The sequence below is a fragment of the Actinoplanes sp. NPDC026670 genome (genome assembly GCF_040638175.1).
GTDB lineage: Bacteria > Actinomycetota > Actinomycetes > Mycobacteriales > Micromonosporaceae > Actinoplanes.
Window position 1 is genome coordinate 80,031 of record NZ_JBEZXU010000023.1, and the last position, 12,618, is coordinate 92,648.

General features: G+C 69.8%; 11 protein-coding genes. 5 read left to right on the forward strand and 6 right to left on the reverse strand.

Annotated features, from left to right (window positions below; genetic code table 11):
* Positions 1–25: 25 nt before the first annotated feature.
* From AB0E94_RS23155 to AB0E94_RS23165, 3 genes are read left to right on the forward strand one after another with little or no spacing between them, the layout of a single operon-like run.
* Positions 26–862 (forward strand): hypothetical protein, encoded by an 837-nt coding sequence (locus AB0E94_RS23155; RefSeq protein WP_360329284.1) that lies wholly within the window; start codon positions 26–28, stop codon positions 860–862.
* Between the two features lie 6 nt (positions 863–868).
* Positions 869–1,846, forward strand: a complete 978-nt coding sequence (locus AB0E94_RS23160; RefSeq protein ID WP_360329286.1) for a BREX system ATP-binding domain-containing protein — start codon at positions 869–871, stop codon at positions 1,844–1,846.
* Positions 1,846–3,075: a BREX system ATP-binding domain-containing protein gene (locus AB0E94_RS23165; RefSeq protein WP_360329288.1), complete on the forward strand. Its 1,230-nt coding sequence runs from the start codon at positions 1,846–1,848 to the stop codon at positions 3,073–3,075. Before AB0E94_RS23160 ends, AB0E94_RS23165 begins: the two co-directional genes overlap by 1 nt.
* 12 nt (positions 3,076–3,087) lie before the next feature.
* On the opposite strand, the gene AB0E94_RS23170 is transcribed toward AB0E94_RS23165, so the two are convergent.
* On the reverse strand, positions 3,088–3,810 hold the full coding sequence (locus AB0E94_RS23170) for a hypothetical protein (protein ID WP_360329290.1): 723 nt from the start codon (positions 3,808–3,810) through the stop codon (positions 3,088–3,090).
* A 245-nt stretch (positions 3,811–4,055) separates the two neighbouring features.
* On the opposite strand from AB0E94_RS23170, the gene AB0E94_RS23175 reads away from it, so the two are divergent.
* Entirely contained in the window at positions 4,056–7,418 is a 3,363-nt protein-coding gene (locus AB0E94_RS23175) for a CARDB domain-containing protein (protein WP_360329292.1), read from the forward strand.
* Between the two features lie 98 nt (positions 7,419–7,516).
* Here the strand turns inward: AB0E94_RS23175 and AB0E94_RS23180 are convergent, their stop codons facing one another.
* Together AB0E94_RS23180 and AB0E94_RS23185 are read right to left on the reverse strand one after the other, a co-directional pair.
* On the reverse strand, positions 7,517–8,197 hold the full coding sequence (locus tag AB0E94_RS23180; protein ID WP_360329294.1) for an HAD-IB family hydrolase: 681 nt from the start codon (positions 8,195–8,197) through the stop codon (positions 7,517–7,519).
* Positions 8,191–9,204 carry a ketoacyl-ACP synthase III gene (locus AB0E94_RS23185; RefSeq protein ID WP_360329296.1) on the reverse strand — a complete coding sequence of 338 codons (1,014 nt, stop codon included), beginning with the start codon at positions 9,202–9,204 and terminating at the stop codon, positions 8,191–8,193. The genes AB0E94_RS23180 and AB0E94_RS23185 overlap by 7 nt, the downstream gene beginning before the upstream one ends.
* A 419-nt stretch (positions 9,205–9,623) precedes the next feature.
* Between AB0E94_RS23185 and AB0E94_RS23190 the strand changes: the two genes are divergently transcribed.
* Positions 9,624–10,373 carry an AfsA-related hotdog domain-containing protein gene (locus AB0E94_RS23190; RefSeq protein WP_360329298.1) on the forward strand — a complete coding sequence of 250 codons (750 nt, stop codon included), beginning with the start codon at positions 9,624–9,626 and terminating at the stop codon, positions 10,371–10,373.
* Between the two features lie 150 nt (positions 10,374–10,523).
* Here the strand turns inward: AB0E94_RS23190 and AB0E94_RS23195 are convergent, their stop codons facing one another.
* From AB0E94_RS23195 to AB0E94_RS23205, 3 genes are read right to left on the reverse strand one after another with little or no spacing between them, the layout of a single operon-like run.
* Positions 10,524–11,546, reverse strand: a complete 1,023-nt coding sequence (locus AB0E94_RS23195; RefSeq protein ID WP_360329300.1) for a hypothetical protein — start codon at positions 11,544–11,546, stop codon at positions 10,524–10,526.
* 42 nt (positions 11,547–11,588) lie between these two features.
* Complete coding sequence (locus tag AB0E94_RS23200) at positions 11,589–12,038, reverse strand: MarR family transcriptional regulator (protein WP_360329302.1); 450 nt, start codon at positions 12,036–12,038, stop codon at positions 11,589–11,591.
* A 45-nt stretch (positions 12,039–12,083) separates the two neighbouring features.
* Complete coding sequence (locus tag AB0E94_RS23205) at positions 12,084–12,608, reverse strand: isochorismatase family cysteine hydrolase (RefSeq protein WP_360329303.1); 525 nt, start codon at positions 12,606–12,608, stop codon at positions 12,084–12,086.
* Positions 12,609–12,618: the final 10 nt, after the last annotated feature.

Here is a 12,618-nt window from a genome sequence, read left to right on the forward strand (position 1 = left end):
TGGGGCAGCCGCTACGCTCCGCAAGATGGGAGAACCGGACCTCGTGTCAGAACCCGATCAGGTAGAGGCCGCCGAGAGCATCGAGGACGCTCTCGCCGCCACCGAGCGAGGACTGGAAGAAGCGTTGCGCGGCGCCAACATCGCCGTGCGTGAGCTCAAGCGGGCGCTCGGCGCAGCCCGGACGGGTCACGTCCGCGACCTGCGCAAGGCGCTGGCGACCGCTCAGGCGACGGCCGGCCGACTCGCGGTGGACACCGGTGCCCTGCAGAGCGAGTTCACCTTCGACGAGCGGGCGTACCTCTCCTCCGGCGGGTACGTCAAAGAACTCCTGGCCGAGGCCGAGGCCCGCGGGCTCTCGATCGTCGAGGGCGACGACGACCGGCTGCTGTGCTACCCGTCGCTGCTGCGGGTACTCCCCAACGACGCGGCGATGGAGATCGACAAGGTCCGGGACCGGCGGCTACGTCCCTCGGTGCTGGTCAGCGTGCTGGCACAGGCGCAGGAACGGGGCGTCCGGTTCAAGGCCGAACAGTTCCTGGACAGCCTCCGGGCGGCTTACGAGCTGCGAGTCGCCGCCGACGGCAAACGGGCCGACACCGTGGTCCGGCTCGTCGACCTCTGGACGGTGCTGACCATGATGCCGGGCCAGCGCACCCAGTACTCCCGGCAGGAGTTCGCCCGCGACCTCTACCTGCTGGACCAGAGCGGTGTCACCAGCACCGAGCGGAGCCCTCGGACGCTGCGCTGGTCAGCCAGCACCGGCACGAAGGGTTCCGGGGTGCTGACCACGGTGGCCCGGAACGGCCAGGAGCAGCGGTACTGGGGAGTGTCGTTCAGTTCCGAAGACACCGAGCCGGAGTAGGCGGGCGTGAGCACTGCCGAGATCGGGGTCGACGAGTACCTGACCTTCGTCGAACGGGACTACCTGGCCGGATACATCGCGCGTGGCGGCACCTCGGTCAAGCTGCTGTGCCCGGCGGACGACACCACCCGGGACCGGCTGGCCGGCGGTCTCGCCACGATCGGCGACGGTTTCGTGTACGCCGAGGTGGACGCCGTGACCACACGCGTACATCTGATCGATCAGGTGTTCACCGCCGTCGCCCGCCAGGTGGACTGGATCGGGCTGGCCGCTTCGGTCGTGCAGGCCGCCCTGGACCACGCCGGCTTCCCCGCGCCCGCTGATCTGGACGGCATCGACCTTGCCGCGACCGCCCGGCACCACGACGTGGACGCCGCCGAGTTGTACCGGAGCGTTCGCCGCGCCGTCGAACAGCTGGTACTGCGGGACACCGAGATGAGCCATGAGTTCCGGACCGCGATGTTGCGGCTCTGCCAGGAACGCCTGGGCCGCGGTGACGTCAGCGCCGATGAACGGGAGACGGTGGTCGGCTGGCTGCACGGCGAGCGGCTGCCCGCCGCGGATCTGCGCCGGGTCGGACTGAACACGAAGGTGAACCGCTACAACGCCCGGCCGCTGCTGCTCTCGCTCACCCGCTGGCTGCGGATCGCCGGCCGGTCCGGGCTGGTGCTGCGTCTCGACCTGGACCGGCTCGCCGTGACCCGGCGCCCACCGGCCGGCCTGCGGGACGGGTTCTACTACGCGAAAGCCGCGACGCTCGACGCGTACGAGCTGGTCCGGCAGTTGATCGATGCAGTCGACGAGATCGAAGGGCTCTTCGTCGCGGTGCAGGTTCCGCCCACCCTGGTCCATGACGAGGCACGGGGGCTGCCGGCGTACACGGCTCTGCAGATGCGGGTCGCTGACGAGGTGCGTGACCGGCGCCGCCCGAACCCGTACGCCTCGCTGGTCCGTATCGGTTCCGAGCCCTCGGAGGTGATCTGATGACCGGCACGACCGACGTGATCGCCAGGCGCGCGATCGAGGCGTTGCGGGCGGGAGTGCCAAGCCGGGACGCGGTGGCGGCGCTCGGCAGTGGACAGTCGGCGATCGAGGACCGCTTCGAGACGATGTGCTCCTCGGCCGCGGCGGGTTCGCCCGCGAGCATGCTGATCGGCGGTGGCTTCGGCGCCGGCAAGAGCCACCTGCTGGAGCATCTCGCCCGGCTGGCGCTGAACAACGGGTGGACCGTCAGCCGGGTCGTCATCAGCAAGGAGACACCGCTGCACGACCCGGCCAAGGTCTTCCGGGCGGCGGCCGACTCCGCGTTGCGGGACGGGCAGGCCCGTCCCGCGATCATCGAGGCGGCGGCCGGGCTCGACCTGGACGGCCGCTCCTATGCCGAGTTGCTGCGCTGGGCGTCGTCGAGCGGCTCGGAACTGAACGAACGATTCCCCGCCACCCTGACGCTCTACGCTCACTTGCGGGAACGCGACCCCGCGTTCGCCGAGACCATCCTGCGGTTCTGGTCGGGAGACACGATCGCGATCCCGGAGTTGCGTAAACGGATGCGGGAGATCGGCGAGCAACGACCGGTCTTCTCGCCGGTCGCGGCAGCCGAACTCGCCCGGCAACGGTTGCGGTTCGCGGCGCGCCTGCTCGCCGCGGCGGGAGCGCCCGGCTGGCTCGTCCTCTTCGACGAGGTCGAACTCATCGGACGGTACTCCCTGCTCCAGCGCGCCAAGTCGTACGCGGAACTGGCTCGCTGGATGCGTGGCGAGCAGGGGCGGGGCACGCCGACGGCTGCGGTGCTCGCGATGACCGACGACTTCGAGGCGGCCGTCATCACCGGTCGCAACGATCGTCACGTCGTGCCGGAGCGGCTGCGCACGAAGGGCACGCCGGACGCCGCCGAACTCGCTGTTTCGGCCGAGCTCGGCATGCGGATCATCGACCGGGAGATGCACCTGCTCACCCCGCCGGACGACACCGAACTCAAGCAGGTGTACGCACGGCTGCGTGACCTGCACGGACAGGCGTTCGGCTGGCACCCACCCGACGTGACCGGGCTGGAACGCCTCGGCGCCAACCGGATGCGGCAGTACGTGCGTGCCTGGATCAACGAGTGGGACCTGGTGCGGCTCGATCCCGGGTACCGGCCGGAGACCGAGGCGGTGACGGTGACCAGCGACTACCGGGAGGATCCGGACCTGGAGCGCACCGAACCCGAGTGACGTTTGACACCGTCAGAGCGCGCTGGCCCGGAGATTTCGGGTCTGTTCCTCGGTCAGGGAGTCCAGTGCCTGTGGGGCCGGGGTCCGGGCGAGGTGTGGCCGGAAGTGATCGCGCCTTTCGGGCCAGGTCATCACCACGATGCTCAGCAGGAGCACGCCCAGGAACAGGGACAGGAACACGAAGTCGAAGACGTCTACGAAGGTCCCGTCCGGGTGTGTGCCCCGCAGCATCGGCGCCGCCCAGGGGAACGGCAGCAGCAGGGCGACCGTCGCCGCCGCCATCTGCAGGTGGTCGGCCGGGTTGTGGTGCGCCCACCGGCTCCGTAACCACTTCGGCACGCCGACCCGGACATCCTGGCCGGCCAGGAATCCGGCGTGCGGCACCGTCAGCTGGTTGAGTGCGGCCGGCGCCGCCCGCCGGCTCAGGGTGTCCAGCAAGGCGACCTCGACCGGATGATCCGGCGGCACGTCCGGTCCGCCGTCCGCCGGTGGCGACAGCAGTCCCGCCGCGTCGATCCGCACCCGGCCGTCGAGTAGCAGCGCCGCCGCGGCGGCCCGCTCCATGTCGGCCGGCCGACCGATTCTGGCCATCGCGTGGTACGGGTCGATCTCCACCGCCGCGACCCGGGCCGCGGCTGCCCGGCGGTCGGTCTGGTCGCGCGCCAGCCAGCAGACGGCGAACCCGGTGAACACCAGTGCGGTGCCCCAGGCCAGCACCTCGAAGTAGTCGCCCACCGACATAAGGCACCTCCCGCCACTGCGGCCGACTGTATGGCCGGGCATCAGCCACCACCATCGTTCTGCACGTTCTGGACGCACAACGTTGACGAACAGATGACACATCTGAAACATTGAATGCCTTGGCATGCAAAAAGTCGGCAGAGAGACGAAATTTTTGCACTGCTGAGTCCCTTCCCCCCTCGGCGTGGCGGCGCCCCTCTCCTGGGTGGCCCCTGCGCCGGTCCGACAGGACGGACCTCATGAAGCCGATAAACCTCAGCCGACGGCTGGTCAGCGCGGCCCTCGCGGCCGCACTGGCCGTCCTCGGTCTCACCCCGGTGGCCGCGCACGCGGCGGGCGGGCCCAACCTCGCGCTCGGCAAGGCGGCCAGCGCCAGCGGCTCGCTCGGAGCACAGCCCGCCTCGGCCGTCAACGACGGCAACCCGAACTCCTACTGGGAGAGCCCCAACAACGTCTTCCCACAGTGGATCCAGGTCGATCTCGGCAGCAGCGCCGCGGTCGACCAGGTGGTGCTGAAACTGCCGCCGGCGTCTGCGTGGGCCACCCGCACGCAGACCCTGAGCGTGCAGGGCAGCACCGACGGCTCCTCGTTCAGCACGCTGTCGGCGTCCGCGGGCCGGGTGTTCAACCCGTCCACCGGCAACACCGTCACGATCAACTTCACTGCGACGACCATCCGGTACGTACGTGTGCACATCACCGCGAACACCGGCTGGCCGGCCGGTCAGCTCGCCGAGCTGGAGATCTACGGTGTGGCCGGTCCGGTCGACCCCGACCCGGATCCGCCGGCCGGCGGCAACCTGGCCGGAGGCAAGGCGATCGAGGCGTCCTCGGCGGTCTTCAACTTCGTGGCGACCAACGCCAACGACGGCAACACCGGCACCTACTGGGAGTCGGCCGGGTTCCCGTCCACGCTGACCGTGAAGCTCGGCGCCGACGCCGACGTCACCGGCCTGGTCGTCAAACTCAACCCGGACACCGCCTGGGGCGCGCGCACGCAGAGCATCCAGGTGCAGGGCCGAGCCGGCACCGCGACCACGTTCACCGAGCTGAAGGCCCGTGCCGACTACGGGTTCAACCCGTCGGGCAACCAGAACACGGTCACCATCCCGGTCACCGGCCGGGCCTCGGACGTACGCCTCCAGTTCTTCAGCAACACCGGCGCGCCCGGCGGCCAGGTCGCCGAGCTGCAGGTGATCGGCGCCTGGGCGCCGGCGCCGGATCTGGTCGTCACCTCGGCCACCTGGAGCCCGGCGAACCCGAACGAGACCTCCGCGATCACCCTGACCGCCACCGTCCGTAACGCGGGCACGGTCGCCGCGGCAGCCACCAAGATCGACTTCAAGCTCGGCGGTACGGTCGTGGCCAGCGCTGACGTGCCCGCGCTCGCCGCCGGTGCCACGGCGACGGTCAGCGGCAGCGCCGGAACCCGGCCGCAGGGCAGTTACACCGTGTCGGCGACCGTCGACCCGGCGAACACCGTGGCCGAGACGAACAACGACAACAACACCTTCACGGCGGCTTCGCAGCTGGTGGTCGGACAAGCGCCCGGTCCGGACCTCCAGGTCACCGCGATCAACATGAACCCGGCCAACCCGGCGGTCGGCGCGGCGGTCAGCTTCACCGTCGCCGTGCAGAACCGTGGGATCGACGCCGCGGGCGCCAGCACCACCCGGGTGACGGTCGGCTCGTCCACCCTCACCGGGGCCACTCCGGCGATCGCGGCCGGCGCCACCGTCACGGTGACGATCGGCGGCACGTGGACGGCCACCAGCGGCGGCGCCACCGCGGTCGCGACGGCCGACTCGGCGGGTGTGGTCACCGAGACGAACGAGAACAACAACACGCTGTCCCGCTCCATCGTGGTCGGACGGGGCGCCGCCGTGCCGTACACCTCCTACGAGGCGGAGGCCGCCCGCTACCAGGGCACCCTGCTCCAGGCCGACCCGCTGCGCACGTTCGGGCACACCAACTTCGCCACCGAGTCCAGTGGCCGCCAGTCGGTACGCCTGAGCAGCGCCGGCCAGTTCGTCGAGTTCACCTCGACCAACCAGGCCAACTCGATCGTGGTCCGCAACTCGGTGCCGGACGCGTCGAGCGGCGGCGGCCAGGACTGGACGATCAGCCTCTACATCAACGACGTGTTCAACCGGAAGCTGACGCTCAGCTCACGCAACAGCTGGCTGTACGGCACCACGGACGACACCGAGTCGCTGTCCAACAGCCCGAGCGCCGACGCCCGCCGACTGTTCGACGAGTCGAACGCGCTGCTGGGCCAGTCGTACCCGGTGGGCACCCGGTTCAAGCTGCAACGCGACTCGGGTGACACGGCGAGCTTCTACGTCATCGACATGATCGACCTGGAGCAGGTGGCCCCGGCGCTGAGCCAGCCGTCCGGCTGCGTCTCGATCACCAACTACGGCGCGGTCGCCAACGACGGGCTCGACGACACGTCCGCCATCCAGCGGGCCGTGACCGACGACGAGAACGGCGTGATCCCCTGCGTCTGGATCCCGGCCGGCCAGTGGCGCCAGGAGCAGAAGATCCTGTCCCCGGACCCGACCCGTGGCCAATGGAATCAGAAGGGCATCCGCAACGTCGTGATCCGCGGCGCCGGGATGTGGCACACCCAGCTCTACTCGAACACCCAGCCGCACCAGGTGACCGGCAACATCAACCACCCGCACGAGGGCAACGTCGGCTTCGACATCGACGACAACACCCAGATCTCCGACCTGGCGATCTTCGGCAACACGCAGAACCGGGCCAACCGCGGCCACGGCCTCAACGGCCGGTTCGGCAAGAACACCAAGATCAGCAACGTGTGGATCGAGCACGTCAACGTGGGCGCCTGGGTCGGCCGCGACTACTCGGACACGCCCGCCTACTGGAACCCGGGTGACGGTCTCGAGTTCACCGGCATGCGGATCCGCAACACCTTCGCCGACGGCATCAACTTCTCCAACGGCACCCGGAACTCGCGGGTCTTCAACTCCTCGTTCCGGACCACGGGTGACGACGCGCTGGCGATCTGGGCCAACCCGTACGTCAAGGACCAGAACGTGGACATCAACCACGACGACCACTTCCTGAACAACACCGTCCAGCTGCCGTGGCGCGCCAACGGCATCGCGATCTACGGGGGTTACAACAACAGCGCACAGAACAACCTGGTGTACGACACCGCGAACTACCCGGGCATCATGCTCGCCACCGATCACAGCCCGCTGCCGTTCTCCGGCACGACGCTGCTGGCCAACAACGGGCTGTACCGGACCGGCGGGGCGTTCTGGAACGAGGACCAGGAGTTCGGCGCGATCACCCTGTTCCCGTCCACGAAGGACATCACCGGCGTCACGATCCGGGACACCGACATCATCGACTCGACCTACGACGGCATCCAGTTCAAGAACGGTGGCGGCAACATGCCCAACGTCGCCATCACGAACGTACGCATCGACAGGTCGAACAACGGCGCCGGAATCCTGGCGATGAGCGGGGCACGCGGTAACGCGGTCCTGTCCAACGTCCAGATCACCAACTCGGCCGACGGCAACATCGTCATCCAGCCGGGCTCACAGTTCACCATCTCCGGCAGCTGACCGACCCGGTGTGCGGGGGCCATCCGGTCCCCGCACACCCACCATCCCCGGGGCGTGGTGATGTGTGGTCCGATTCGAGCCGTAAGTCACCACGCGGTTCAAGCGGCGCAGGTCGTGGCGGTGAGGATCGGCCAGCCCTCGCGCTCGGCCACCGCGGTCAGGTCGGGATCGCGCCCGATCACCGTGGGGTGGCCGACCTCGGCGAGGAACGCCAGGTCGCTGGAGTGGTCGCCGTACCCGAAGCAGCGTGCCGGGTCCGCTCGCCGCTCGGCGATCAGGCCGAGGACCGCGTCCCGCTTGTTGTCGCCGATCATGGGGGCGGCGACCTCACCGGTCAGCCGGCCCGAGCCGTCGGTCAACGGCTCGGTGCAGAGCACCACGTCCGCGCCCAGGTGCGCGGCCACCGGATCGAGGCAGGGCCGGAACGACCCGGAGACCAGCACGATCAGGTGCCCGGCGGCCTGATGCAACCGAAGTGCCGCGAGGCCCTCGGCGAGGAACGGCTCGGGGCGGGTGAGCAACTCGGCATACCAGCGCGCGCCCTCGGCCAGCAGCCCGCTCCAGCTCTCCCCGGCGAAGAGCCGGTAATAGGCCCGGTTGATCTCGCTGCGCGGTACCCCGGACGCCGCCGCCCGCCGCAACCCACCGGCCTGCTCGGCGTACCGGGTGCCGTCGTCGCCCTGCGCGGCCAGGTGGAACCGCAGAAAGTCGAACATGCTCTTGGTGTCGACCAGGGTCTCGTCGACGTCGAAGAAGGCGATCGGCACGGCGGTCACCACCGGACCAGGCTCATGCCGACCGCCATGCCGCCGCCGAACGCCACGAGCAGCACCAGCTCGCCGCGCTCGACATGGCCGGCCCGGACCGCGGCGTCCAGGGTGACCGGCACCGAGGCGGCGCCGGTGTTGCCGTAACGGTCCACGGTGCGGTGCACCGACGCGTGCGGGAGACCGAGGTCGGCGGCCAGATCGTCGAGCATGCGGCCGTTCGCCTGATGCGGCACCACGTGCCTGACCTGCGCCGGATCCACCCCGCTGTCGGCCAGAAACCGCCGGACCAGCCCGGGGACGTGGCTGGCGACGAAATCGCGGACGGCCCGGCCCTTCATGGTGAAGAACTGGTCGCCGGCGTTGATCGCGTCGACGGTCAGCGGGGCGCGGCTGCCGCCGCCGGGCACGCTGATCAGGTCCGCGTGGTCACCGTTGCTGATCAGCCGGTGAGCGAGCACCCCGGAGCCGTGCGGCACCGCGCCCACGATCACCGCGCCGGCGCCGTCACCGAACAGGATCGTGGTGCGCCGATCGGCCGGGTTGAGGATGCGGGAGTAGACGTCGGCCCCGATCACCAGAGCCCGGGAACCCTCCCGCCCGGCCAGGAAGCGCTCCGCGGTGCCCAGCGCGAAGACGAAGCCGCTGCACACCGCGTTGAGGTCGAAGGCGGTGGCCTCGGTGGCCCCGAGTTTCGCCTGCACCAGGGTGGCGGTCGGTGGTTGCGGGTGGTCCGGCGTGGAGGTGGCGACCACGATCAGGTCGATGTCGGCGGCGGTCAGCCCGGCCTGCTCCAGCGCCCGCCGCCCGGCGATCGCGGCCAGGTCGGAGGTGGCCTCGGTGGGGGCCGCCCACCGGCGGGTCCGGATGCCGGTCTTGCCGAGGATCCACTCGTGGTCGACCCCGGCCGGGCGGCCGACGTCGTCGTTGCCGACCTCGCGTTCCGGCAGGTAGGAGCCGGTGCCCAGGATGCCGGACGGTGCGGGCCCGGCGCGGCGGCCGGTGATAACGGTGCGCATGGCGTTCCCCCGAATTGATCAATTTGCTTCCGGCTGCAAATACCCGGATCTATTTCTGCATTGTCCGATCGAAAGTATCCAGTGGCGTCGGTGAGGGTCAATCCCGATGTCCGGAAAGCGATTGTGACCGGGCGCACATGCCATTGTAGGATGTGTCACCTCCGCGACCGCTCAAGTCTGTTGACACTCAAAGAGAAGAGCCGATACGTTCGGTCCGAACGCGACTGTGGCCGACATCTTGGGGGACGGCCCGGCGGAAATCGGGGGATATCTCATGCGAGTCGTTTCGTCCTAGTGGACAAGCAGTCCTAGTCAGCCGGCGGCCAGGTGGCCGACCGGTTTCCTGTCATGCTTCCGCGCGCGCCGAGTCGATTCCGGCTGCGCGAAGACGAGCCTGTTTATTTCAACTAGGAGTCATTGTGCGAAAAATCTGTATCGTCGGCGACCGGTTCCGTGGCCTCGAGCAGCACGAGCGCGTCAGCACGCTGAGCGGCTTCACCCGCTCGCTCGGCAGCGGCGCCCTGGACTCGCTGGACGAACACCTGGTGCTGGTGGCCGGGGATGGTGTCGGCCGCTACGAGTGGGACCACCTGGCCGAGGCGCTGGCCCGGCGCGGCCTGGAGGACCGGATCACCATCGAGGCACGTGACGAGCCGCTGGTTCGCCGGGGCGAGGCGCACAAGCACAGGGAGACGAACATCCTGGTGGCGGGCCTGCACCGGGTCGCCGAGGGGCACTTCGCGGCGACGCTGCGGGTGCACAACGACAACGAGCTGCTGCTCGACCACCAGACCGGCCAGCACACTCAGGGCATGGTGTCGGTCGAGGCGGCGCGGCAGATGTTCCTGGCCGTGACCGAGCGGTTCTACGCCAGCGCCTGGCCGCAGAACCACTACTACTACGTGCTGAACTCGATGAACGTCACCTTCGAGAACTTCCTGTTCCCGATCGGGGCGACCCTCGACCTGCACGTCGAGCAGGCTGACGTGGCCCGGCCCGAGCGGCTGTCGATGACCGTGCGGGTCGACGTCTCGCAGGCGGGCCGGCGCTGCGCGTCGGTCGCGATCGAGTACACCGCCTTCGAATCCTCGGTGGTGGAGAGCAAGGAGACCAGGCGCGCGGCGGCCGCCGTCGACATCGTGCTCGACCGGCGACTGGTCACCGCCTGACCATTCACGCAACGTCCGGCGCCGCCGGGTGGAATCGGCCGAGACCGGTTCCGCCCGGCGGCGCCGTTTGGTTCGGCGGTATTGTCGAATCGATTCGAGAATGGCGGGCGGTAAACAGTCACCGACTATTTACCGCCCAGAAATGGGAGATCAGGAGGAGAGCGCCGCGATGCTGATCGTGAATCCGGCGCCGGCGCTGATGAAAATGTCGGTCCGTGGCTTTTCGGCGGTCGCCTGGGCGTCCGCCAGATTAGCGATCAGATCGCCCGCGCCGAGATGTCCGGTCAGATCGCCGAGACGCCGCTGTGGAAGATCGGTGAGCGCGGCCACCGCCGGGGCGTAGAGCGAATCCAGCGTCGCATTCATGAGCCGGGGCAGATAAATCACGCCGTCCGCGGCCCGGCCCTGCTCGGCGAGGTCGGCGAAGACCTTGGCGAGCAGTTTGCCGACCATGCCGCGCATCGCCTCGGCCAGCGAATCACCGCCGTGCTCCTGGAGATAGCGCCGCTTGGTCGCCTGCACGTCGATCGGCCACGCGCCGGCCGGGGCGGCGTCGACCGGCGTGCCGACCGGCCGGTGCATGCTCTCCAGATGTGGCAGGGCGCCGGTGTGCAGGCTCAACAGGGTGCTCGACGGACCGGCGACCGGGGCCGGATGCGCCGAGGAGACGGCGAGCACCGCGGTCCCGGCGTCGCCGTAGAGCACACCGTAGTCACCTGACCAGCGGTCGAAGCCCGGCCCCCGGAACGCGTCACCCGTGCAGATCATCGCGGTGAACGGGGCGCCGGCCCGGGCCGCCCGGTCGGCGAGGTGCACCGCGGCCCCGGCGCCGTTGCACATCTGCTGGAGGCCGATCGGATTGGCCGAGGTGAGCCCGGTCCGGTCGGCGAGCGCGTGGGCCGGCGACCAGAAGTGGGCGCCCTGGAAGTAGGTCCAGGCGTAGTACAGGTCCTCGACCTCGGCGCCTGGATGGCCGGTGCGCTCCAGGACGGTCCGGGCCGCGGCGGCGGCCAGGTCGACCGGGCTGCCGGCGGTCACCGGCAGGGTGGTCGCCGGGTCGACGTCGGGATGCCGGCCGCGCAACCGGTCCTCGGCGATCGCGGTGGACAGGGCGTCGGTGGTGACGGGCAGTTCCAATGTCGCGGCGTGCAGCCGGAGCCGATGCGTGGTCATGGTGCGGATCCCCCGTGAAGTGGGCGGCCGTCGCCGCCCGGGTTACCGCCCGGCGGACTCGACCGCGGTGATGAGTCGTTCCACGTACTCCTGGAATTGCTTTTGCTCGGTGACGGTGAAGGCCTCGGCCATGCGCAGCTCGAGCTCGACGGCCCGCTCGTCGGCCTTGCGAAGCAAGGTCTGGCCGGCCCGGGTGAGCCGGGAGACCAGGACCTGACCGTGGTCCTCCGAGCGGCGCCGCTCGACGAGCCCGCGCGTCTCCAGGTTGGCCAGCATCGTCGCCATCGTCTGCGGGGTGACCATGCAGCGACGGGCCAGATTGGCCCCGGAGATCCCGGGATGCTCGCCGAGCACCAGCAACGCGCTGTACTGCGGGACGGTCAGGTCGAGATCGCGCAGGACGGCGGTCTTGCCCGCGATGACCACCTGCTCGGCCCGCTTGACCAGGTTGCCGAGTCGCTGGTCGATCGGCAGTCGCGTCGTCGTCGGCACGCTTGGCCTCCCTGGCGAGGATGGTCGAAGAATGCGGCCACTCTATCAGTGTCCTGATATGTGTTCTACCTCCGATACTCCCCAGGAGGCCGATGGAACGACGGTGACCAGGCCGTTCAGCACCTGGACGGCCTGCCGATGTCCCTCCGCGGACAGGCTGGTGGTGGCGTCTTCGAGCACTGTGACCCGGAAGCCGAGGGCGGCCGCCTCCCGGGCCGTGACACCGACACCGTGCGAGAGGGCGATGCCGGCGAGCACCACACCGGTCACCCCGGCGGCGCGCAGCTCTCCGGCCAGCGGGGTGCCGCCGAACGCGCCGAGCCCGTACTTGGTGATCACCGGCTCGTCCGGGCGTACCGCCAGGCCGGGCACGATCCGGTTGCGCGGGGCCGCCGGGTCCGCGCCGGGTCCGGCGCCGTCGAGGTAGCGCACGTGCCAGACCGGGACGCCGGCTGCCCGGCAGTCCGCGGCGAGCGTGGCGCACCGCTCGACGACCTCGGCCCCGGGCCGTGGCGACAGCGGCATCCGGGTGATCCAGGTCTGGAGGTCGATGAGGATCAGCGCGTCCATCCGGCCCCTC

Bases quoted from the DNA above. Each gene is read 5' to 3' on its own strand.
- AB0E94_RS23165 (WP_360329288.1), top strand. From the start codon at position 1,846: ATGACCGGCACGACCGACGTGATCGCCAGGCGCGCGATCGAGGCGTTG.
- AB0E94_RS23185 (WP_360329296.1), bottom strand. From the start codon at position 9,204: ATGCGCACCGTTATCACCGGCCGCCGCGCCGGGCCCGCACCGTCCGGC.
- AB0E94_RS23205 (WP_360329303.1), bottom strand. From the start codon at position 12,608: ATGGACGCGCTGATCCTCATCGACCTCCAGACCTGGATCACCCGGATG.
- AB0E94_RS23155 (WP_360329284.1), top strand. From the start codon at position 26: ATGGGAGAACCGGACCTCGTGTCAGAACCCGATCAGGTAGAGGCCGCC.
- AB0E94_RS23195 (WP_360329300.1), bottom strand. From the start codon at position 11,546: ATGACCACGCATCGGCTCCGGCTGCACGCCGCGACATTGGAACTGCCC.
- AB0E94_RS23175 (WP_360329292.1), top strand. From the start codon at position 4,056: ATGAAGCCGATAAACCTCAGCCGACGGCTGGTCAGCGCGGCCCTCGCG.